This is a genomic window from Enterobacter cloacae complex sp. GF14B (assembly GCF_004136805.1).
Taxonomy (GTDB): Bacteria; Pseudomonadota; Gammaproteobacteria; order Enterobacterales; family Enterobacteriaceae; genus Enterobacter; species Enterobacter hormaechei_C.
This window is the reverse complement of record NZ_QFRV01000030.1, coordinates 29654-53032: the sequence shown is the minus strand read 5'-3', so window position 1 is coordinate 53032 and position 23379 is coordinate 29654. Positions and strand designations below refer to the sequence as shown.

The 23379-nt window shown below is 56.2% G+C and carries 18 protein-coding genes and 1 rRNA gene; 15 read left to right on the top strand and 4 right to left on the bottom strand.

What is annotated here, in order from left to right:
- The first annotated feature begins 5 nt into the window (after nucleotides 1-5).
- From rrf to aceK, 5 genes are all read left to right on the top strand, one after another.
- Nucleotides 6-121: ribosomal RNA gene (rrf, locus tag DD606_RS12020) — 5S ribosomal RNA — on the top strand.
- 224 nt (nucleotides 122-345) lie between these two features.
- Complete coding sequence (metA, locus tag DD606_RS12015) at nucleotides 346-1275, top strand: homoserine O-succinyltransferase (RefSeq protein ID WP_129258687.1); 930 nt, start codon at nucleotides 346-348, stop codon at nucleotides 1273-1275.
- A gap of 269 nt (nucleotides 1276-1544) precedes the next feature.
- A complete protein-coding gene (gene aceB, locus DD606_RS12010) occupies nucleotides 1545-3146 on the top strand; it encodes a malate synthase A (RefSeq protein WP_003860359.1) in 1602 nt (533 codons plus the stop codon).
- Between the two features lie 31 nt (nucleotides 3147-3177).
- Nucleotides 3178-4482 carry an isocitrate lyase gene (aceA, locus tag DD606_RS12005; protein ID WP_003860356.1) on the top strand — a complete coding sequence of 435 codons (1305 nt, stop codon included), beginning with the start codon at nucleotides 3178-3180 and terminating at the stop codon, nucleotides 4480-4482.
- 51 nt (nucleotides 4483-4533) lie between these two features.
- The gene (aceK, locus tag DD606_RS12000; RefSeq protein WP_003860354.1) at nucleotides 4534-6285 is read left to right on the top strand and encodes a bifunctional isocitrate dehydrogenase kinase/phosphatase; all 1752 of its coding nucleotides are present in this window, start codon (nucleotides 4534-4536) and stop codon (nucleotides 6283-6285) included.
- Between the two features lie 23 nt (nucleotides 6286-6308).
- Here the strand turns inward: aceK and iclR are convergent, their stop codons facing one another.
- The gene (gene iclR, locus DD606_RS11995) at nucleotides 6309-7136 is read right to left on the bottom strand and encodes a glyoxylate bypass operon transcriptional repressor IclR (RefSeq protein ID WP_003860353.1); all 828 of its coding nucleotides are present in this window, start codon (nucleotides 7134-7136) and stop codon (nucleotides 6309-6311) included.
- 193 nt (nucleotides 7137-7329) lie between these two features.
- On the opposite strand from iclR, the gene metH reads away from it, so the two are divergent.
- The 5 genes from metH to rluF all read left to right on the top strand — a co-directional run bounded on the left by metH (nucleotide 7330) and on the right by rluF (nucleotide 14393).
- Nucleotides 7330-11013: a methionine synthase gene (metH, locus tag DD606_RS11990; RefSeq protein WP_129258686.1), complete on the top strand. Its 3684-nt coding sequence runs from the start codon at nucleotides 7330-7332 to the stop codon at nucleotides 11011-11013.
- 116 nt (nucleotides 11014-11129) lie between these two features.
- Entirely contained in the window at nucleotides 11130-12761 is a 1632-nt protein-coding gene (locus tag DD606_RS11985) for a Na/Pi cotransporter family protein (protein ID WP_003860350.1), read from the top strand.
- A 94-nt stretch (nucleotides 12762-12855) separates the two neighbouring features.
- On the top strand, nucleotides 12856-13149 hold the full coding sequence (locus DD606_RS11980) for a type II toxin-antitoxin system CcdA family antitoxin (protein ID WP_045895714.1): 294 nt from the start codon (nucleotides 12856-12858) through the stop codon (nucleotides 13147-13149).
- Nucleotides 13149-13466: a CcdB family protein gene (locus DD606_RS11975; RefSeq protein ID WP_017382610.1), complete on the top strand. Its 318-nt coding sequence runs from the start codon at nucleotides 13149-13151 to the stop codon at nucleotides 13464-13466. The genes DD606_RS11980 and DD606_RS11975 overlap by 1 nt, the downstream gene beginning before the upstream one ends.
- 54 nt (nucleotides 13467-13520) lie before the next feature.
- Entirely contained in the window at nucleotides 13521-14393 is an 873-nt protein-coding gene (gene rluF / locus DD606_RS11970; RefSeq protein ID WP_003860347.1) for a 23S rRNA pseudouridine(2604) synthase RluF, read from the top strand.
- Here the strand turns inward: rluF and DD606_RS11965 are convergent, their stop codons facing one another.
- From DD606_RS11965 to lysC, 3 genes are all read right to left on the bottom strand, one after another.
- A complete protein-coding gene (locus DD606_RS11965) occupies nucleotides 14394-14666 on the bottom strand; it encodes a DUF3811 domain-containing protein (RefSeq protein WP_003860346.1) in 273 nt (90 codons plus the stop codon).
- 50 nt (nucleotides 14667-14716) lie between these two features.
- Nucleotides 14717-15661, bottom strand: a complete 945-nt coding sequence (gene panS, locus DD606_RS11960) for a ketopantoate/pantoate/pantothenate transporter PanS (RefSeq protein WP_015570166.1) — start codon at nucleotides 15659-15661, stop codon at nucleotides 14717-14719.
- Nucleotides 15662-15754: 93 nt separating this feature from the next.
- On the bottom strand, nucleotides 15755-17104 hold the full coding sequence (lysC, locus tag DD606_RS11955) for a lysine-sensitive aspartokinase 3 (protein ID WP_050871353.1): 1350 nt from the start codon (nucleotides 17102-17104) through the stop codon (nucleotides 15755-15757).
- 374 nt (nucleotides 17105-17478) lie between these two features.
- Between lysC and pgi the strand changes: the two genes are divergently transcribed.
- The 5 genes from pgi (at nucleotide 17479) to DD606_RS11930 (ending at nucleotide 23269) form a co-directional block, all read left to right on the top strand.
- Nucleotides 17479-19128, top strand: coding sequence for a glucose-6-phosphate isomerase (gene pgi, locus DD606_RS11950; RefSeq protein ID WP_003860343.1), 1650 nt, complete (start codon nucleotides 17479-17481; stop codon nucleotides 19126-19128).
- A gap of 366 nt (nucleotides 19129-19494) precedes the next feature.
- Entirely contained in the window at nucleotides 19495-19737 is a 243-nt protein-coding gene (gene yjbE / locus DD606_RS11945) for an exopolysaccharide production protein YjbE (protein ID WP_003860341.1), read from the top strand.
- Nucleotides 19738-19800: 63 nt separating this feature from the next.
- Nucleotides 19801-20439 carry a YjbF family lipoprotein gene (locus DD606_RS11940; protein ID WP_129258684.1) on the top strand — a complete coding sequence of 213 codons (639 nt, stop codon included), beginning with the start codon at nucleotides 19801-19803 and terminating at the stop codon, nucleotides 20437-20439.
- On the top strand, nucleotides 20436-21173 hold the full coding sequence (locus DD606_RS11935; RefSeq protein WP_023315215.1) for a capsule biosynthesis GfcC D2 domain-containing protein: 738 nt from the start codon (nucleotides 20436-20438) through the stop codon (nucleotides 21171-21173). The genes DD606_RS11940 and DD606_RS11935 overlap by 4 nt, the downstream gene beginning before the upstream one ends.
- A complete protein-coding gene (locus tag DD606_RS11930) occupies nucleotides 21173-23269 on the top strand; it encodes a YjbH domain-containing protein (RefSeq protein WP_003860333.1) in 2097 nt (698 codons plus the stop codon). The genes DD606_RS11935 and DD606_RS11930 overlap by 1 nt, the downstream gene beginning before the upstream one ends.
- Nucleotides 23270-23379: the final 110 nt, after the last annotated feature.

Here is a 23379-nt window from a genome sequence, read left to right as displayed (position 1 = left end):
ATTTGCCTGGCGGCTTTAGCGCGGTGGTCCCACCTGACCCCATGCCGAACTCAGAAGTGAAACGCCGTAGCGCCGATGGTAGTGTGGGGTCTCCCCATGTGAGAGTAGGGAACTGCCAGGCATCAAACAAGAAGAACCCCGTACCGTAAGGTGCGGGGTTTTTTGCTTTTGTTTTTCTCCCTCTCCCTGTGGGAGAGGGCCGGGGTGAGGGCATCAAACCGCACCATCCCCTCCTTGAAACTTTCTCACCTTAGGCTTGCAGGCTCGACATTAACCCCGTTTCTGGGTATCGTTAGCTGTCTGGATGTCTAAACGTTTATACGTATGCTGTGAGGATTTAAGGTTATGCCGATTCGGGTGCAGGACGAGCTACCAGCCGTCACTTTCTTGCGTGAAGAGAATGTCTTCGTAATGACAACTTCGCGTGCTTCTGGTCAGGAAATTCGCCCGCTGAAGGTGCTGATCCTTAATTTGATGCCAAAGAAGATCGAAACAGAGAACCAGTTCCTGCGTTTGCTCTCCAACTCTCCGCTTCAGGTTGATATCCAGCTGCTGCGCATTGACGCGCGTGAGTCACGCAACACGCCTGCTGAGCATCTGAATAACTTCTACTGTAATTTTGAAGATATTCGCGATGAGAATTTCGATGGGCTGATCGTCACCGGCGCACCGCTGGGTCTGGTGGAATTTAATGACGTTGCCTACTGGCCACAGATCAGGCAGGTGCTGGAGTGGGCAAAAGATCACGTCACGTCCACCTTATTTGTCTGTTGGGCGGTACAGGCCGCACTGAATATCCTCTATGGCATTCCCAAGCAAACCCGCAGCGACAAACTTTCTGGCGTATACGAACACCACATCCTTCACCCGCATGCGCTGCTGACGCGTGGTTTCGATGACACTTTCCTGGCCCCGCATTCTCGCTACGCCGATTTTCCGGCACAGCTGATCCGAGATTACACCGACCTGGAAATCCTGGCCGAAACGGAAGACGGCGATGCCTACCTGTTCGCCAGTAAAGACAAACGCATCGCGTTCGTTACCGGCCATCCTGAGTACGATCCGCATACCCTCGCGGCAGAGTATTTTCGTGACGTTGAAGCGGGTCTGAATCCGGATGTCCCGTACAACTATTTCCCGAAAAACGATCCACAAAACACGCCTCGGGCAACCTGGCGTAGTCATGGAAATTTGCTGTTTACCAACTGGCTCAACTATTACGTCTACCAGATTACGCCGTACGATCTTCGCCACATGAATCCGACGCTGGAGTAATCGTCTGCATTAAACGATCCTAAAGCGTTTCAGCTATTCAGATCAGGCACCTTCGGGTGCCTTTTTTATTTCCGAAATCCTGTTCAACATACCAGGAAACTTTAACTCTATAGTAATCATGAAGTTGCGTTGCAATTAAAATTAAAATGGAAATTGTTTTTGATTTTGGAAAAATTATAGATAGTCTTAATTCTGCTGAGCGAAAACTACACAACGATCTTTCGCTCGCGTCGGGGGCGTGATTTGGATCTTTGATGAGGAGCAGAACGATGACTCAACAGGCAACAACGGTCGATGAACTGACCTTTACCCAGCCGAATGGTGAGCAAGAACAGCAAGTTTTGACGGCAGAAGCGGTAGAGTTTCTGACTGAACTGGTGACTCGCTTTACGCCACAGCGTAATAAACTGCTGGCGGCGCGCATTCACCAACAGCAGGGGATCGATAACGGCAAGTTGCCAGGATTTATTTCGGAAACTGCTTCCATTCGTCATGGTGATTGGAAAATCCGCGGAATCCCTGAAGATTTACAGGATCGTCGTGTGGAGATCACCGGCCCGGTAGAGCGCAAAATGGTGATCAACGCCATGAATGCCAACGTCAAAGTCTTTATGGCCGATTTTGAAGACTCGCTGGCACCGGACTGGCAGAAAGTTATCGACGGGCAGATCAACCTGCGCGACGCCGTCAATGGCACCATCAGCTATACCAACGAAGCCGGTAAAATTTACCAGCTCAAACCGAATCCGGCGGTGCTGATCTGTCGCGTACGCGGTCTGCATTTGCCAGAAAAGCACGTCACCTGGCGCGGAGAAGCGATTCCGGGCAGCCTGTTCGACTTTGCGCTGTACTTCTTCCACAACCATAAAAACCTGCTGGCGAAAGGCAGCGGCCCCTATTTCTATCTGCCGAAAACCCAGTCCTGGCAGGAAGCGGCGTGGTGGAGTGAAGTTTTCAGCTACGCAGAAGACCGCTTCAGCCTGCCGCGCGGCACCATTAAAGCCACGCTGCTGATTGAAACCCTGCCTGCCGTATTCCAGATGCATGAGATCCTCCATGCGCTGCGTGACCATATTGTGGGCCTGAACTGCGGCCGCTGGGATTACATCTTCAGCTACATCAAAACGCTGAAAAACCATGCCGACCGGGTATTGCCGGATCGTCAGGTTGTGACTATGGATAAACCGTTCCTCAGCGCCTACTCGCGCCTGCTGATTAAGACCTGTCACAAACGCGGCGCCTTTGCGATGGGCGGCATGGCGGCCTTTATCCCGAGCAAAGATGCTGAGCGTAACAACCATGTGCTCAACAAGGTGAAAGCCGATAAAGAGCTGGAAGCCCGTAATGGCCACGACGGGACGTGGATTGCCCATCCCGGTCTGGCCGATACGGCGATGGAAGTCTTTAACCGCGTACTCGGCGACAACAAAAACCAGCTGTTTGTCACCCGTGAAGACGATGCGCCAATCGCAGAAGAACAGTTGCTGGCGCCGTGTGCGGGCGAACGCACGGAAGAGGGGATGCGCGCCAACATTCGCGTCGCCGTGCAGTACATCGAGGCATGGATCTCCGGCAACGGCTGCGTGCCGATTTACGGCCTGATGGAAGATGCCGCCACGGCGGAAATTTCACGTACCTCCATCTGGCAGTGGATCCACCATCAAAAAACGCTCAGCAACGGCAAACCGGTAACCAAAGCCCTGTTCCGTCAGATGCTGGCCGAAGAGATGCGGGTCATCCAGGACGAACTGGGCGAGCACCGCTTCAGCAGTGGGCGTTTTGACGATGCTGCACGTCTGATGGAGCAAATCACCACCTCTGATGACTTAATCGACTTCCTGACCCTGCCGGGCTACCGCTTCCTGGCGTAATTCACCACATAACAATATGGAGCATCTGCACATGAAAACCCGTACCCAACAGATCGAAGAGTTACAAAAAGAGTGGACCCAACCGCGCTGGGAAGGCATTCGCCGCCCGTACAGCGCAGAGGAAGTGGTGAAGTTACGTGGCTCGGTTAACCCGGAATGTACGCTGGCGCAGAACGGCGCGGCAAAAATGTGGGATCTGCTGCACGGGGGAGCTAAAAAAGGCTATATCAACAGCCTCGGCGCACTGACTGGCGGTCAGGCATTGCAGCAGGCGAAGGCCGGCATTGAAGCTATCTATCTTTCCGGCTGGCAGGTCGCGGCGGATGCTAACCTTGCCTCCAGCATGTATCCGGATCAATCTCTTTATCCGGCGAACTCGGTGCCGTCAGTGGTGGATCGGATCAACAATACCTTCCGCCGTGCGGATCAGATCCAGTGGGCCGCGGGTATCGAACCCCACGATCCGCGTTTTATAGACTATTTCCTGCCGATCGTCGCCGATGCGGAAGCCGGTTTCGGCGGCGTGCTGAACGCCTTTGAGCTGATGAAATCCATGATTGAGGCCGGTGCAGCGGCCGTTCACTTTGAAGATCAACTGGCGTCGGTCAAGAAGTGCGGGCATATGGGCGGGAAAGTGCTGGTACCAACCCAGGAAGCGATCCAAAAGCTGGTTGCCGCGCGTCTGGCTGCTGACGTGCTCGGCGTGCCGACGCTGGTGATTGCCCGTACCGATGCTGATGCGGCGGACCTGATCACCTCTGACTGCGATCCGTACGACAGCGAATTTATTACCGGCGAGCGCACCAGTGAAGGTTTCTATCGTACCCACGCGGGTATCGAGCAGGCGATCAGCCGCGGCCTGGCGTATGCCCCTTACGCCGACCTGGTCTGGTGTGAAACCTCCACGCCGGATCTGGCGCTGGCGAAGCGCTTTGCCGATGCGATTCATGCGAAGTATCCGGGCAAGCTGCTGGCCTATAACTGTTCGCCGTCCTTCAACTGGCAAAAGAATCTGGACGATACCACCATCGCCAGCTTCCAGCAGCAACTGTCGGATATGGGCTACAAGTACCAGTTCATCACCCTGGCGGGTATCCACAGCATGTGGTTCAACATGTTCGACCTGGCGCATGCCTACGCGCAGGGCGAAGGCATGAAGCACTATGTTGAGAAGGTGCAGCAGCCAGAATTTGCGGCAGGCAAAGAGGGATATACCTTCGTTTCGCACCAGCAGGAAGTGGGAACCGGCTACTTCGATAATGTGACCACGATTATTCAGGGCGGGGCCTCCTCCGTCACGGCATTAACGGGCTCAACGGAAGAAGCACAGTTCTAATCTTTTCCCCCTCTCCCCCCTCGGGGAGAGGGTTGGGGTGAGGGGGAATATATGTCGCGTGGTCTGGAATTACTGATTGCCCAAACTATTTTGCAGGGCTTCGATGCCCAATATGGCCGCTTTCTGGAAGTCACCTCCGGCGCGCAACAGCGTTTTGAGCACGCCGACTGGCATGCGGTTCAGCAGGCCATGAAGCAGCGTATCCATCTTTATGATCACCATGTAGGTCTGGTGGTGGAGCAACTGCGCTGTATCACCGACGGTAAAAGCCCGGATGCGGATTTTTTACTGCGCGTGAAAGAGCATTACACCCATCTGTTACCCGACTACCCGCGCTTCGAGATTGCGGAGAGCTTTTTCAACTCCGTCTATTGCCGGTTATTTGACCACCGCTCATTATCTCCTGAGCGGTTATTTATCTTCAGCTCCCAGCCGGAGCGCCGCTTCCGTACCATTCCGCGTCCGCTGGCGAAAGATTTCTTTCCCGATCGCGGCTGGGAAAAGCTCCTGCACCGCGTCTTAACGGATTTGCCGCTGCGCCTGCCGTGGGAGAATAAACCCCGGGATATCGGCTATATCCATGCGTATCTCAATGAAACCTTCGGCGAGGAGGTGCTCAGCCGCAGCCATTTGCAGGTTGCCAACGAGCTTTTCTACCGGAATAAGGCCGCCTGGCTGGTGGGCAAACTGGTTACGCCGACAGCCATCGTGCCGTTTCTGCTGCCCATTCACCGTACCGACGACGGCCAACTGTTTGTCGATACCTGCCTGACTACCAGCGCTGAGGCCAGTATCGTATTTGGCTTCGCCCGTTCCTATTTCATGGTCTATGCCCCACTGCCTGCCGCCCTGGTGGAGTGGCTGCGCGAGATCCTGCCGGGCAAAACCACCGCCGAGCTGTACATGGCGATTGGCTGTCAGAAGCATGCCAAAACGGAAAGTTATCGGGAATACCTGCGTTATGTCACCACGGCTGATGAGCAGTTTATCGAAGCGCCGGGGATCCGCGGCATGGTGATGCTGGTTTTCACACTGCCGGGCTTCGACCGCGTGTTTAAGGTGATTAAGGATAAATTCGCCCCGCAGAAGGAGATGAGCGCCGCGCACGTTCGCGCCTGCTATCAGCTGGTTAAAGAGCACGATCGTGTCGGGCGAATGGCCGATACCCAGGAGTTTGAAAACTTTGTGCTGGATAAGCAGCAGATCGATCCGTCGCTGATGTCGCTGCTAATGCAGGAAGCGCCGACGAAAATTACCGATCTTGGCGATAAGATTGCGATTAGCCATCTCTATATCGAACGCCGGATGGTGCCGTTAAATATCTGGCTGGAGCAGTCCGAAGGCCAGGCTTTACGAGACGCCATTGAAGAGTACGGCAATGCGATTCGCCAGCTCGCCGCCGCCAATATTTTCCCCGGCGACATGCTGTTTAAAAACTTCGGCGTCACCCGTCACGGGCGGGTGGTGTTCTACGATTACGATGAAATTTGCTACATGACCGAGGTGAACTTCCGCGATATCCCGGCGCCGCGCTACCCGGAAGATGAACTGTCCAGCGAGCCGTGGTACAGCGTATCGCCGGGCGATGTGTTTCCGGAGGAGTTTCGCCACTGGCTGTGTGCCGACCCGCGCATCGGGCCGTTATTTGAAGAGATGCATGCCGATCTGTTCCGCGCCAGCTACTGGCGCGGGCTGCAAACGCGGATCAAAAACGGACACGTGGAAGATGTCTACGCTTACCGCCGCAAGCAGCGGTTTTGCATCCGCTTTTCTCCCTCTCCCTGTGGGAGAGGGCCGGAGTGAGGGCATCAGGCGGCAATGCACGTTTAACGAATCCCACCATACGCCAGCGTCACCTCTTTCGCGGCCTTAATCACCATCGCGCCCAGCTCGGTGACGCGGTCGTCGGTCATGCGTGAAATCGGCCCGGAGATGGAGATGGCGGCAAACGGCTCGCGGTGCTCGTCAAAAATGCAGGACGCGAGGCAGCGCAGCCCGAGGGCATGTTCTTCGTCATCAAACGAATAGCCGCGCTTGCGGGTCAGAGCCAGATCTTCTTTCAGATGCACGGGCGACACCAGCGTGGCGTGGGTATAGGCGTGCAGCCCTTTACGGTGCAGCAGCCCCGTTACCTGCTCTTCGCTCAGCTGCGAGAGAAACGCTTTCCCTGCGCCAGAGGCGTGCATCGGCAGCTTGCCGCCAATCGGTGCGGACATGCGCATCAGCTGCGTACACTGCACCTGGTCGATAATAATCGCCTGGTGATCGCTCTGATCCAGTACGGCCAGGTTTACCGTCTCGCCGGACTCCTCCATCAGCTTGCGCAGAATCGGGTGGACAATCGCCAGCAGGTTGCGGCTTTGCAGGAAGCTGCTGCCGACAATAAACGCATGCGCCCCCACCGCCCAGTGTCCCAGCTCGCCCACCTGACGCACGAATCCCAGCTGCTGCATGGTGGTCAGCAGACGGTGCGTGGTGGAGTTCGGCAGGCCAGCCTGCTGCGCCAGCTCCGTCAGGGCCACGCTGCCGTGCGATTCGGCTATCCATTCCAGCAGCTTCAGGCCGCGCGTCAGGGATTGAACCTGTCCGCCAGGTTGTGCAGCGGTGGTTGCAGCAGGTTTTCTGCCGCGTTTAGCGGGAACGGTCGTAACCATGACGAACTCCTTTTTCTGTATCGTGGAAATCATTTTCGTTTTATTTGGTGGTTTTGCAACCGCTTTCCTGACTGATCGGAGGAGTGATAGTGAACATGTCTCATGTTACCGCTGTGTGACTTTTCGACCCTGCGAGATTATGCCAGTATGGAACGCAGCCTTTTGGCCATGTTGAGCGTTGTCGGGAGCAAGTGTGAGCAGCAAAGTAGAGCAACTGCGTGCGCAGTTAAATGAACGAATTCTGGTGCTGGACGGCGGCATGGGCACCATGATCCAGGGCTATCGTCTGAGTGAAGACGATTTCCGCGGCGAGCGCTTTGCCGACTGGCCTTGTGACCTGAAAGGGAACAATGACCTGCTGGTGTTAAGCAAACCATCTGTCATCAGAGATATCCACAACGCTTACTTCGAAGCGGGTGCGGATATCGTTGAAACCAACACCTTTAACTCGACAACCATCGCCATGGCGGATTACCAGATGGAATCCCTGTCGGCGGAGATCAACTTTGAAGCCGCAAAGCTTGCGCGCGCCTGCGCCGACGAGTGGACGGCCCGCACGCCGGACAAGCCGCGCTACGTTGCCGGGGTGCTTGGCCCAACCAACCGCACCGCGTCGATTTCACCGGACGTCAACGACCCGGCGTTTCGTAATATCACCTTTGACCAGCTGGTTGTTGCCTACCGTGAATCGACCAGAGCGCTGGTGGAAGGCGGTTCCGATCTGATCCTGATTGAAACGGTATTCGACACTCTCAACGCCAAGGCCGCGGTTTACGCGGTGAAAGAGGAGTTCGAGGCGCTGGGCGTTGACCTGCCGATAATGATTTCCGGCACCATCACCGATGCCTCCGGCCGTACTCTGTCCGGCCAGACCACCGAAGCGTTTTATAACTCCCTGCGCCACGCCGACGCGCTCTCCTTCGGCCTGAACTGCGCGCTGGGCCCGGACGAGCTGCGCCAGTACGTGCAGGAGCTGTCGCGCATTGCGGAATGCTACGTTACCGCGCACCCGAACGCCGGTCTGCCGAACGCCTTCGGTGAATACGATCTGGATGCCGACACCATGGCGGCACAAATCCGCGAGTGGGCCGAGTCTGGATTTCTCAACATCGTCGGCGGCTGCTGCGGCACCACGCCGGAGCACATCGCCGCCATGAGCAACGCCGTGGCCGGACTGCCGCCGCGCAAGCTGCCCGAACTGCCGGTTGCCTGTCGCCTCTCCGGCCTTGAGCCGTTAACCATCGGCGAAGACAGCCTGTTTGTGAACGTGGGTGAGCGTACAAACGTCACCGGCTCCGCGAAGTTCAAGCGTCTGATCAAAGAGGAGAAGTACAGCGAAGCGCTGGACGTTGCCCGCCAGCAGGTGGAAAGCGGCGCGCAGATTATCGATATCAACATGGATGAGGGGATGCTCGACGCCGAAGCGGCGATGGTGCGTTTCCTGAACCTGATCGCCGGTGAGCCGGACATCGCCCGCGTGCCGATCATGATCGACTCCTCCAAATGGGAGGTCATCGAAAAAGGGCTGAAGTGCATTCAGGGTAAAGGCATCGTCAACTCTATCTCGATGAAAGAAGGCGTGGATGTCTTCATCCACCACGCGAAGCAGGTCCGCCGCTACGGTGCTGCGGTGGTGGTGATGGCTTTTGACGAAGTGGGCCAGGCCGACACTCGCGCGCGTAAAATTGAGATTTGCCGCCGCGCATACAAAATACTGACCGAAGAGGTAGGCTTCCCGCCGGAAGACATCATCTTTGACCCGAACATCTTCGCCGTGGCGACCGGCATCGAAGAGCACAACAACTACGCCCAGGACTTTATCGGCGCGTGCGAGGACATCAAGCGCGAGCTGCCGCATGCCCTCATCTCCGGCGGCGTATCGAACGTCTCGTTCTCGTTCCGCGGCAACGACCCGGTGCGTGAAGCGATCCACGCCGTGTTCCTCTACTACGCCATCCGCAACGGGATGGACATGGGGATCGTCAACGCCGGCCAGCTGGCAATTTACGACGATCTGCCAGCCGAGCTGCGCGACGCCGTAGAAGACGTGATCCTCAATCGTCGTGACGACGCCACCGAACGCATGCTGGATCTGGCGGAAAAATACCGCGGCAGTAAATCTGACGAATCAGCCAACGTTCAACAGGCCGAATGGCGCTCCTGGGATGTGAATAAGCGTCTGGAATACTCGCTGGTAAAAGGCATTACCGAGTTTATCGAGGAGGATACTGAGGAAGCGCGTCAGCAGGCCGCCCGTCCGATTGAAGTGATCGAAGGGCCGCTGATGGACGGCATGAACGTGGTCGGCGATCTGTTTGGCGAGGGCAAAATGTTCCTGCCGCAGGTGGTGAAATCCGCCCGCGTCATGAAACAGGCGGTGGCGTATCTGGAACCCTTTATCGAAGCCAGCAAAGAGAAGGGCTCCAGTAACGGTAAAATGGTCATCGCCACCGTGAAGGGCGACGTACACGACATCGGCAAAAACATCGTTGGCGTGGTGTTGCAGTGTAATAACTACGAAATTATCGATCTTGGCGTGATGGTCCCGGCGGATAAAATCCTCAGGACCGCGCGTGAGGTGAATGCGGATCTGATTGGTCTTTCCGGGCTGATTACGCCGTCGCTGGACGAAATGGTCAACGTGGCAAAAGAGATGGAGCGCCAGGGCTTCACCATTCCACTGCTGATTGGCGGGGCAACCACCTCGAAAGCCCACACGGCGGTGAAAATCGAGCAGAACTACAGTGGGCCGACGGTGTATGTCCAAAACGCCTCGCGCACCGTGGGCGTGGTCTCCGCGCTGCTGTCTGACACCCAGCGCGATGACTTTGTCGCCCGCACCCGCAAAGAGTATGAAACCGTCCGCATTCAGCATGGACGTAAGAAACCGCGCACGCCGCCGGTTTCGCTTCAGGCGGCGCGCGAAAACGATCTGGCGTTCGACTGGTCCAGCTATACGCCGCCGGTCGCACACCGTCTGGGCGTGCAGGACGTGACGGCCAGCATCGAAACGCTGCGTAACTACATCGACTGGACGCCATTCTTCATGACCTGGTCGCTGGCGGGCAAATATCCGCGCATTCTTGAAGATGAGGTGGTGGGCGAAGAGGCGAAGCGCCTGTTTAAAGATGCTAACGACATGCTCGACAGGCTGAGCGCAGAGAAAGCCCTCAACCCGCGCGGCGTGGTGGGGCTGTTCCCGGCGAACCGCGTGGGCGACGACGTGGAAATCTACCGCGATGAAACCCGCACCCATGTGCTGGCCGTGAGCCACCATCTGCGCCAGCAAACCGAGAAAGTGGGCTTTGCCAACTACTGCCTGGCGGATTTCGTCGCACCGAAACTCTCCGGTAAAGCCGACTATATCGGCGCCTTTGCCGTAACCGGCGGTCTGGAAGAAGACGCGCTGGCGGATGCGTACGACGCGCAGCACGATGATTACAACAAAATCATGGTGAAAGCGATTGCCGATCGCCTGGCGGAAGCCTTTGCCGAGTATCTGCACGAGCGCGTACGTAAGGTGCACTGGGGCTACGCGGCGAATGAGAACCTCAGCAACGAGGAGCTGATCCGCGAAAACTACCAGGGCATTCGTCCGGCACCGGGGTATCCGGCGTGTCCGGAACATACCGAGAAGGGCACTATCTGGAAACTGCTGGACGTAGAAGCGCATACGGGCATGAAGCTCACCGAGTCATTTGCCATGTGGCCGGGCGCGTCCGTTTCCGGCTGGTACTTCAGCCATCCGGACAGCAAGTACTTCGCCGTGGCACAGCTTCAGCGCGATCAGATTGAGGATTACGCTCTGCGTAAAGGCATGAGCGTGTCAGAGGTGGAACGCTGGCTGGCGCCGAATTTAGGCTACGACGCAGACTAACGTCACTTTTCCTTACAACAAACAGGGCACCGCTATGGTGCCTTGTCTCTTTCTTACGTTTAAACCCTTATACTGAACCTCAGGAAAACGAATAACGATAAGGAGGAATGCCTACCGTGTTGACGTTGTTACACCTGCTCTCCGCAGTCGCACTGCTGGTATGGGGCACTCATATCGTTCGTACCGGCGTGATGCGTGTGTTTGGCGCACGTTTACGTACCGTTCTCAGCGGCAGCGTTGAGAAGAAGCCGCTCGCCTTCTGTGCGGGTATTGGCGTCACGGCGCTGGTGCAAAGCAGCAACGCCACCACCATGCTCGTCACCTCGTTCGTGGCGCAGGATCTGGTGGCGCTCGCCCCGGCGCTGGTGATTGTCCTGGGCGCCGACGTCGGTACCGCGCTGATGGCGCGTATCCTGACGTTCGATCTCTCCTGGCTGTCGCCGCTGCTGATTTTTATCGGCGTCATTTTCTTCCTCGGCCGTAAGCAAAGCCGTGCCGGGCAGCTTGGCCGCGTCGGTATTGGCCTCGGGCTGATCCTGCTGGCGCTGGAGTTGATTGTGCAGGCTGTCACGCCGATCACCCAGGCCAACGGTGTACAGGTCATCTTCGCCTCGTTAACCGGCGATATTATGCTGGATGCGCTGATCGGCGCAGTATTCGCCATCGTCAGCTACTCCAGCCTGGCAGCGGTCCTGCTGACGGCGACCTTAACCGCCGCAGGGGTCATTTCCTTCCCGGTGGCGCTGTGCCTGGTGATCGGTGCCAACCTCGGCTCTGGCCTGCTGGCGATGCTCAACAACAGCGCCGCCAACGCTGCCGCCCGCCGCGTGGCGCTGGGGAGTTTGCTCTTCAAGCTGGTGGGTAGCCTGATCATTCTTCCGTTTGTGCACCCGCTGGCGAACCTGATGGACAATCTCTCTCTGCCGAAAGCGGAGCTGGTGATCTACTTCCACGTCTTCTACAACCTGGTGCGCTGCCTGGCGATGGTGCCGTTTGCCGCGCCGATGGCCCGCTTCTGCGAGCGGCTAATTCGTGATGAACCGGAGCTGGACGCGCGCCTTAAACCGAAGCATCTGGACACCTCTGTGCTGGACACGCCCGCGCTGGCCATCGCCAATGCCGCCCGCGAAACGCTGCGCATGGGTGACGCGATGGAAACCATGCTGGAAGGGTTGCAAAAGGTGATGCACGGCGAGCCGCGCGAAGAAAAAGAGCTGCGCAGGCTGGCGGACGATATCAACGTGCTGTATACCGCCATCAAGCTCTATCTGGCGCGGATCCCCCAGGACGAGCTGGCGGAAGAGGAATCCCGCCGCTGGGCGGAAATCATTGAGATGTCGCTTAACCTGGAGCAGGCTTCGGATATTGTCGAGCGTATGGGCAGTGAAATCGCGGACAAATCCTTGGCAGCACGTCGGGCGTTTTCTGTGGAAGGGCTGAAGGAGCTGGAAGCGCTGCACGAACAGCTGGTCAGCAACCTGAAGCTGGCGATGTCGGTCTTCTTCTCCAGCGACGTGCCGAGCGCGCGCCGCCTGCGCCGCAACAAGCATCGTTTCCGCATCCTTAATCGCCGCTACTCGCACGCCCACGTTGAGCGTCTGCATCAGCAGAACGTGCAGAGTATCGAAACCAGCTCGCTCCATCTGGGGCTGCTGGGCGATATGAAACGTCTCAACTCGTTGTTCTGCGCGGTGGCGTACAGCGTGATGGAGCAACCGGATGAAGACGACGAGCGGGATGAGTATTAATCTCTGAAAGCGCCTCGCAAAACCCTTTTGTGAGCGTGACACCTTCTAAAGAGCAATTCATTCTTAAGGCCTTACATTTTTAAGGGAATAGAAAATGCTCGTTTATTACGCTACACTTCGCCAATTCATGCGCATTCCAATGGGGGTTATCATGCGCACTATTAATGGCATTAAAAAATCAGTCAATGTTTCGTTAGCACCAGAAATTCTTGAAGAAGCGCGACGTCTTAAGCTCAATCTCTCTGCTGTACTCACGGCCGCTCTACAGGAGCAGTTTCGTGCGCATCAGCGCGCAGAGTGGTTAGCAGAAAATAAAGCGTCTATAGAGGCCATTAACCAGTGGGTTGATGAAAACGGCTCCTTTAGTGACTTTCAGAGGTCATTCTGATGGAGCAATATTTTGCTTATGCGAATGAAGGTAATGGGAAAAAAGCATATCCATGGCTTATTAATATGCAGCATCCTGTTGCTAATGTGATGAAACATGTACTGGTTGCTCCCGCCGTTGAATTAAGCCAGTTGGGCGGCATTCGTCCGCCTGCGAAAGTGTGCCCTGTCGTTGAAATCGCGGGTAAGTCCTGCGTTGTCATGATGCATATGCTGTCAGGCATCTCTTCAAAAGAGTTAGGTGAACGCGTTGCCGATCTTACTAACAGCAGTGCTTCATTGCGGGATGCACTCGATTTTCTGATCAGCGGTTACTAGGACTTTTTTGTCAGGCGCAAGGTAAGGTATATTTCGCCCTTCACAGGAGAAACTATGCTGCCAACTCAATCAACCCGATTAAACAAATACATTAGCGAGAGCGGGATCTGCTCACGTCGCGAGGCTGACCGTTACATTGAACAGGGTAACGTGTTTCTTAACGGCAAACGCGCCACCATTGGTGATCAGGTGGTACCTGGCGATGTGGTGAAAGTGAATGGTCAGGTCATCGAACCGCGTGATGCCGAAGACCTGGTGTTTATCGCGTTGAACAAGCCGGTTGGGATTGTCAGCACCACGGAAGATGGCGAGCGGGACAACATTGTTGATTTCGTGAACCACAGCAGCCGTATCTTCCCGATTGGCCGTCTGGATAAGGACTCTCAGGGGTTGATTTTCCTTACCAACCACGGCGATCTGGTCAACAAAATTCTGCGTGCCGGTAACGACCACGAGAAAGAGTACATCGTGACGGTGAACAAGCCGGTGACGGACGAGTTCATTCGCGGGATGGGCGCAGGCGTGCCGATTCTGGGTACCGTGACGAAGAAGTGTAAAGTCAGAAAAGAGGCGCCGTTTGCGTTTCGTATCACGCTGGTGCAGGGCCTGAACCGCCAGATCCGCCGCATGTGCGAGTACTTCGGTTACGAAGTGACGAAGCTGGAACGCACGCGCATCATGAACGTCAGCCTGTCCGGGATCCCGTTGGGCGAGTGGCGTGACTTAACGGACGACGAGCTGATCGAGCTGTTCAAACTTATCGAAAACTCCTCGTCCGAGGCGAAGCCGAAAGCTAAAGCCAAACCGAAAACGCAGGCGATTAAGCGTCCGGTGGTGAAGGCACCGCAGGCGGAAGAGAAAGGGCGGGGCAAGCCGGGCAACGGAAAACGCTTTACCCAGCCGGGGCGCAAAAAGAAAGGGCGCTAATTAGCGCCTTCCACGGGTTGATGTATTGGCGGACCAGGAAAAGGTCGCCTCTGCATCCGGCTTATAAGCCTGCTCTTTTTTCAGCTTGCGGGCTTTTTTCGCCGCAGCCTCACGTTGCGCCATCAGCTTGTCGATGTACTCTTTTTTAACCTGATTGGTTTCGGCGTTCGTCAGCGTGCGGCCATGCGCGATGCGGGCGCGGTCGAGAAGCGTTTTAAGTTCGCGCTGCTCGGCTTCGGTCATGTCTTTCTGGGTCAAACGTGGTGTAGCCATTGCTGAAGCCTCCTGATGGGGAGGCTTCAGTGTAAAGCAAGCCGGGACAATTAACCCTGTTTCACCGCATCTTTTTTCGGTTGGTCATCAATCGGCTTACCGGACCAGTATCCTGCTAACAGCGAACCGGACAGGTTGTGCCAGACAGAGAACAGCGCCCCCGGCAGCGCTGCCAGCGGTGAGAAGTAAATTTTACCCAGCGCCGCCGCCAGGCCGGAGTTCTGCATCCCCACTTCGATCGCCAGCGTGCGGCAGGTGGATTCGTCAAAGCCAAACAGCTTTCCGCCCCAGTAACCGCCCAGCAGACCAATAGTGTTATGCAGCACAACCGCGACGATCACCACAAAGCCCACCGAAGCAATATGCGATGCGGAGCCGGCTACCACGGCGCTGATAATGGCAAGTATGCAGACCATCGAAAACGCGGGCAGATACGGCTCAACCGCTTTCACCACCCGCGGGAAGAGATGGTGGATCACCAGACCCAGCGCAATCGGGATCACCACGATTTGCAGGATGCTGAGCAGCATGCCCATCACGTCCACCTGGATATGCGCGTCGACATACAGGCGGGTTAACAGAGGCGTGGCAATCACGCCCACCAGCGTGGAAACGGACGAGATGGTGACGGAAAGCGCCACGTCGCCTTTCGCCAGATAGATCATGACGTTAGATGCCGTGCCGCTGGCAACGCTCCCCACCAGCACCATCCCGGCGGAAAGGTCGGGCGGCATCTTAAAGGCCATCGCCAGCAGCCAGGCCGCGAGCGGCATCACCAGGTAGTGCAGGAAAATCCCTGCGGCAACCGGCGCCGGGCGAGACAGCACGCGTTTGAAATCGTCAATTTTCAGATGCACGCCCATGCCGAACATAATCAGCATCAGCAGCGTGGTGACCCACGGACCAATGCCCGTGAACGTGGCAGGAGTGTAATACGCGAGTACAGAGAGCAGCAGCGCCCATAACGGGAACAGCCGGGTGATAGCGGAGAGCATAGTGAATTCCTTGCAGTATTGTCGTGTTGTTTTGTTATAAAAAAGCCGGGTCTGTGCCCGGCTTATCGATATTGTTTAACGTGCTAACGAATTTTATTCAAACAAATTCTGATGAAGTTTCTGCACGACCTGCTCGGCCTGATCGGCAGGGACCAGGAAGCAGAGGTTGTAGCTGGATGCACCGTAGCAGATCATGCGGATATTGAACGGGTCGAGCACGCCGAACACCTCTTTACCCACGCCACAGGCGCGCGACAGCTTGTTGCCGATGATGGCCACCAGCGCCAGGTCTTCTTCTACTTCCACACGGCACAACTCGGAAAGCTCAATCAGCAGCGACTGCGTCAGCAGGGTATCACCCGTTGAGGTTGAACCGGTGGTGTCCAGCGTCAGCGCAATACTCACTTCGGAAGTGGTAATCAAATCTACAGAGATATTGTGGCGCGCCAGGATGCCAAACACTTCTGCCAGGAAGCCGCGGGAATGCAGCATATTATGGCTGTGCAGGGTAACCAGCGTCTGCTTACGACGCAGGGCCAGCGCGCGGAACAGCGGCGGGTTCTCGGTTTTCTTGCAGACCAGCGTCCCGCCCGCCTTTGGATCTTTACTTGAGCCAACGAAGACCGGAATGTCGCTGCGCACGGCGGGCAGCAGCGTGGCCGGGTGCAGCACTTTCGCGCCGAAAGTCGCCATTTCAGCCGCTTCTTCAAAGGCGATCACGTCAATACGTTTTGCCGCAGAGACCACGCGCGGGTCGGTGGTGTAGATTCCCGGCACGTCCGTCCAGATATCCACGCGGGTGGCGTGCAGGGCTTCACCCAGCAGGGCGGCGGTGTAGTCGCTACCGCCACGGCCCAGCGTGGTTGTGCGCCCTTTGGCTTCGCTGCCGATAAAGCCCTGGGTGATCACTATGCTTTCATTCAGGCGCGGGGCAAGCTGCTGGTTAGTCAGCTCAGCCAACGCTTCCACGTCCGGCTCGGCGCGGCCAAAGCGGTCGCTGGTGCGCATCACTTTTCGCACGTCGAACCACTGCGCCTGAATATTGCGCTCGCGCATGATCTCAACGAACAGCAGGGTGGACATCAGTTCGCCGTGGCTGACCAGCTCGTCGGTCAGTGCGCTGGAGGTTGCCAGCGACGCGGCTTCGGCCAGAGTGGTGATATTTTCCAGCAGGCGTTCCACTTCCTCACGAATGACGTTCGGGTTTTGCAGACGCTCGAGAATGTCGAACTGAATTTTGCGCAGTGCATCCAGCTTCACGAAACGCTCGGTCGCTTCCAGTCCTTCAGACAGAGAAACCAGCAGGTTCGTCACGCCGGCTGAGGCGGAAAGTACCACCAGGCGGGTATTCGGATCGGCCAGCACCACATCGGCGCTGCGGTTCATGGCATCGTAGTCTGCCACACTGGTGCCGCCAAACTTGGCGACCACAAAACTCGTCATAACAACCTCGTGTCAGGGAATGAATAGAGCGACCTTGGCACAAGAATGAAGCGAGAACAGGTGCAGGCGCAAAATACGGCCCTATAAATAAAATGCGGGGGAGGTCCTGTCAATGCTGGGATTATGCGGATTTTTCATGGGGGGGTACCCCTCAGAAACAGGACTTATAACAGGCCCATATTTTATGCTCCTTTTTACCCCTTTTTGACCAACATTTCGCCACGCCGGAAGGGCGCGACAGCAGCTATACTTTTCGGGTCTTTTCACCTGCGTTTGATGCAGACCAGGGCAATGGCATAAAAACCATCACAATTTTTATTTGCAGGCGCTACAATCGACCGCAGTCACAATTCTCAAATCAGAAGAGTATTGCTATGAAAAACATCAACCCAACGCAGACCGCTGCATGGCAGGCACTACAGAAACATTTTGATGAAATGAAAGACGTCACCATCGCGGATCTGTTCGCGAAAGATGCCGATCGTTTCAGCAAGTTTTCCGCCACCTTCGATGACCTGATGCTGGTGGATTTCTCCAAGAACCGTATCACCGAAGAGACGCTGGCGAAGCTGCAAGATCTGGCGAAAGAGACTGAACTGGCAGATGCCATCAAATCCATGTTCTCCGGTGAGAAGATCAACCGCACCGAAGACCGTGCCGTGCTGCACGTGGCGCTGCGCAACCGTAGCAATACTCCAATTATCGTTGACGGCAAAGATGTGATGCCGGAAGTGAACGCGGTGCTGGAAAAGATGAAAACCTTCTCCGAAGCGATCATCTCAGGTAGCTGGAAAGGCTACACCGGCAAAGCGATCACCGACGTCGTAAACATCGGTATCGGCGGCTCTGACCTCGGCCCGTTCATGGTGACCGAGGCGCTGCGCCCGTACAAAAACCACCTCAACATGCACTTCGTGTCCAACGTCGATGGGACCCACATCGCTGAAGTGCTGAAAAAGGTGAACCCGGAAACCACGCTGTTCCTGGTGGCGTCTAAAACCTTCACCACTCAGGAAACCATGACCAACGCCCACAGCGCGCGCGACTGGTTCCTGAAAACCGCGGGCGACGAAAAGCACGTGGCGAAACACTTTGCGGCGCTGTCCACCAACGGTAAAGCGGTAGGCGAGTTCGGCATTGATACGGCGAACATGTTCGAGTTCTGGGACTGGGTTGGCGGCCGCTACTCTCTGTGGTCTGCAATCGGCCTGTCCATCATTCTGTCCGTCGGCTTCGACAACTTCGTTGAGCTGCTCTCCGGTGCGCACGCGATGGACAAACACTTCTCCACCACCGCGCCTGAGAAAAACCTGCCGGTGCTGCTGGCGCTGATCGGGATCTGGTACAACAACTTCTTCGGCGCTGAAACCGAAGCGATTCTGCCGTACGACCAGTACATGCACCGCTTTGCGGCCTACTTCCAGCAGGGCAACATGGAATCCAACGGCAAGTACGTTGACCGTAACGGCAACGCGGTGGATTACCAGACTGGCCCAATCATCTGGGGCGAGCCGGGCACCAACGGTCAGCACGCGTTCTACCAGCTGATCCACCAGGGCACCAAAATGGTACCGTGCGATTTCATTGCCCCGGCGATTACGCACAACCCACTGTCCGACCACCATCCGAAGCTGCTGTCTAACTTCTTCGCCCAGACCGAAGCGCTGGCGTTCGGTAAATCCCGCGAGGTGGTTGAGCAGGAGTACCGTGATCAGGGTAAAGATCCGGCAACGCTGGAGCACGTGGTGCCGTTTAAAGTGTTCGAAGGCAACCGTCCAACTAACTCCATCCTGCTGCGCGAAATCACGCCGTTCAGCCTGGGGGCGCTGATTGCCCTCTACGAGCACAAAATCTTCACTCAGGGCGCTATTCTGAACATCTTCACCTTTGACCAGTGGGGCGTAGAGCTGGGCAAACAGCTGGCAAACCGCATTCTGCCAGAGCTGGGTGACGATAAAGCGATCGACAGCCACGACAGCTCCACCAATGGTCTGATTAACCGTTATAAAGCCTGGCGTGCGTAATAAATATGTCATGAACAATGCCGGCGATATGCCGGCATTTTTTTATCGGATAATTCCTGATGTCTGTTAGTTATCTCAAATTCTGAATCTGAGTTTAATCCGAAAAAGACAGTAACCCCGTTAATTGCTGAGGTTTATTTTAAGAAAATACGGAGTGATGCTTTAATGTTCTTATATTATAACTTATTGATTTATATTGATTATATATTTACTTGATTCTTTTCTCCTTCCATTTTTAACCATTAGTCTGAAAACCTCATCCCTATTTACCCCCACGGTAAACCCACTGCTTTAGTTGTGTATACTCGAATCCGCCTGAATTTCTTTTCGGGCAAATCTCCATTCATTCATTGAAGGGAAATTGTTATGAAGAAAGTACTGTATGGCATTTTTGCCATATCTGCGCTTGCGGCGACGTCTGTCTATGCAGCTCCGGTCCAGGTCGGGGAAGCAGCAGGGTCGGCAGCGACGTCTGCGTCTGCGGGGAGTTCTACCGCAGCCAGCACCAGCGCCGTAAGTTCAGCCGTGGGTGTCGCGCTGGCGGCAACCGGTGGCGGTGATGGCTCCAATACCGGAACCACGACCACTACGACGACCAGCACCCAGTAATAACGGGTGTTTTAATCATAACCACACTTCGGTGTGGTTATTTCGCCCCTTCGGAGAAGAGTCGTGAAGCGACCTGCAATCATCCTGATTTGCCTGCTGTTGCAGGCGTGCTCAGCTACCACCAAAGGGCTGGGCCACTCACTGTGGGACAGCATGTTCGGCACGCCGGGCGTGCATCTGACCGATGACGAACTTCAGAACATGCCGTATGCCAGCCAGTACATGCAGCTAAACGATGGTCCGCAACTGTTTGTGGTGCTCGCTTTCGATGAAAACGGGCAGCAGAAATGGGTGACGCAGGATCAGGCCACCATCGTGACGCAGCATTCCCGCATCGTGAAAACGTTGCTCGGCGGCGACAACCTGCTTGAGGTGAACAACCTGGCTGAAGATCCGCTCATCAAGCCGAATCAGATTGTCGATGGCGCAAGCTGGACGCGCACGATGGGCTGGACCGAGCACAAACAGGTGCGCTACGCCACGGCCCGATCCACCTTCCGCTGGGACGGTACGGATAGTGTCAAAGTGGGCAGCGACGAAACGCAGGTGCGCGTGCTGGATGAAGAGGTGACAACCGATCAGGCCACCTGGCATAACCGCTTCTGGGTGGACGAAGAGGGGCAAATCCGCCAGTCCTTACATTATCTCGGTGCCGGTTTCTTCCCGGTGAAGACCACCCTGATCAAGGCGGCGAAATCATGAAAATGTTCATCCACATTGCGCTTCTCGCCAGCCTGGCCTCGCCGCTGGCGTGGTCTGCGGGAACGGTACAGGTCTACACCCCGGACAGCGAAAAACCTAAAACCTTAACCAATGCCGGGCATCTGCTCGATCTGGTGGGGCAGCCGAGGCTGGCGAAAAGCTGGTGGACCGGGGCGGTTATCAGCGAGCGTCAGGCGACGATTGTAGCGGAACAAAAACATCAGGCGCTGCTCGCCCGACTGAGCGGGCTGGCACAACAGGAAGATGCCGACGATGCCGCGGCTATTACTAGCCTGCGTCAGCAGCTTCAGGCGGTTAAGGTGACGGGGCGCCAGAAGGTGAATCTCGATCCCGACGAAGTGCGTGTCGCGGAAAACGGCAATCCGTCGCTGGAAGGGGACTATACCCTGTGGCTTCCGGCTCAGCCTTCCACCGTCACCGTGATGGGGCTTCTCAGCAGCCCTGGCAAAAAGCCGTTTACGCCGGGCCGGGACGTGGCGAGCTATCTCGACGAGCAAAGTCTGCTCAGCGGAGCGGATAAAAGCTATGCCTGGGTGGTCTATCCGGACGGGCATACGCAGAAAGCGCCGGTGGCTTACTGGAATAAACGCCATATCGAACCTATGCCGGGCAGCATCATTTTTGTCGGTTTTGCCGACCATTTCTGGACGAAAGCGTATGACGGGCTTAATGCCGATATCCTTCGCTCCCTGATACAGCGGATACCGGAATAATGAAAAAAACCTATCTCTACAGCATGCTTGCACTGTGCGTGAGTGCCGCCTGTCATGCAGAAACGTATCCGGCACCCATCGGCCCGTCGCAGTCCGATTTTGGCGGCGTGGGCTTACTGCAAACCCCAACCGCGCGTATGGCCCGCGAGGGGGAAATCAGCCTTAACTATCGCGATAACGATCAGTACCGTTACTACTCTGCGTCCGTACAGCTGTTCCCCTGGCTGGAGACCACGCTGCGCTACACCGACGTGCGTACAAAACAGTACAGCAGCGTAGACGCTTTCTCCGGCGATCAGACCTACAAAGACAAAGCCTTCGACGTGAAGCTGCGCCTGTGGGAAGAGAGCTACTGGATGCCGCAGGTCTCCGTTGGTGCGAAAGACATTGGCGGGACCGGCCTGTTTGACGCGGAATACATCGTGGCCAGCAAAGCCTGGGGACCGTTTGATTTCTCACTCGGTCTGGGATGGGGCTATCTGGGTACCAGCGGCAACGTCAAAAATCCGTTCTGCTCCTACAGTGATAAATACTGCTACCGTGATAACAGCTACCAGAAAGCGGGCTCCATCAACGGCGACCAGATGTTCCACGGCCCGGCCTCGCTGTTTGGTGGTGTAGAGTATCAAACGCCATGGCAGCCGCTGCGCCTGAAGCTGGAGTACGAAGGTAATAACTACAGCGAAGATTTTGCCGGCAAAATTGAGCAGAAGAGCAAGTTTAACGTCGGCGCTATTTACCGCGTCACCGACTGGGCCGACGTTAACCTCAGCTATGAGCGCGGTAATACCCTGATGTTTGGCTTTACCCTGCGCACTAACTTTAACGACATGCGGCCGCACTATAATGACAACCCGCGGCCAAAATATCAGCCGGAGCCGCAGGATGCGATCATTCAGCACTCCGTGGTAGCGAACCAGCTGACGCTGCTGAAATATAACGCGGGCCTGGCGGATCCGAAGATCCAGACCAAAGGCGATACGCTGTATGTTACCGGCGAGCAGGTGAAATACCGCGACTCCCGCGAAGGGATCGAGCGCGCCAACCGGATCGTCATGAACGATCTGCCGGAGGGGATCCGCACGATCCGCGTGACGGAGAACCGCCTGAATCTGCCGCAGGTCACCACCGAAACCGATGTTGCCAGCCTTAAGCGTCATCTTGAAGGCGAACCGCTCGGGCATGAAACCGAGCTGGTGCAAAAACGCGTTGAGCCGGTGGTGCCGGAAACCACCGAGCAGGGCTGGTATATCGATAAATCGCGCTTCGATTTCCATATCGATCCGGTGCTGAACCAGTCCGTGGGTGGGCCGGAAAACTTCTATATGTATCAGCTGGGCGCGATGGCGACGGCAGATCTGTGGGTGACCGACCACCTGTTGACCACCGGTAGTCTGTTCGGCAACATTGCCAACAACTACGACAAATTTAACTACACCAACCCGCCGAACGATTCAAAACTGCCGCGCGTGCGTACCCGCGTTCGTGAATATGTGCAGAACGATATCTACGTGAATAACCTCCAGGCCAACTACTTCCAGTACTTCGGCAACGGCTTCTACGGCCAGGTTTACGGTGGCTATCTGGAAACCATGTTCGGCGGCGCCGGGGCAGAAGTGCTTTATCGTCCTGTCGACAGCAACTGGGCGTTTGGGGTTGATGCCAACTACGTGAAACAGCGTGACTGGCGCAGCGCGCAGGACATGATGAAGTTCACCGACTACAGCGTCAAAACCGGCCACCTGACCGCCTACTGGACGCCGTCGTTCGCGCAGGACGTGCTGGTGAAAGCCAGCGTCGGCCAGTATCTGGCGGGTGATAAGGGCGGCACGCTGGATATCTCCAAACACTTTGACAGCGGCGTTGTGGTGGGCGGCTATGCCACCATCACCAACGTTTCGCCAGACGAGTACGGGGAAGGGGACTTCACCAAAGGGGTGTACGTGTCGATTCCGCTGGATCTGTTCTCATCAGGCCCAACCCGCAGCCGTGCGGCAGTGGGCTGGACGCCGCTGACGCGCGACGGCGGTCAGCAGCTTGGACGTAAATTCCAGCTGTATGATATGACCAGCGATAAGAACATTAACTTCCGCTGATGCTTCACGCCGGGCGGCACTGCGTTTGCCCGGCCTACGGTTTTTGTAGGCCCGGTAAGCGCAGCGCCACCGGGCGAATGCGCCAAACATAAACAAAAAATATAGATCCC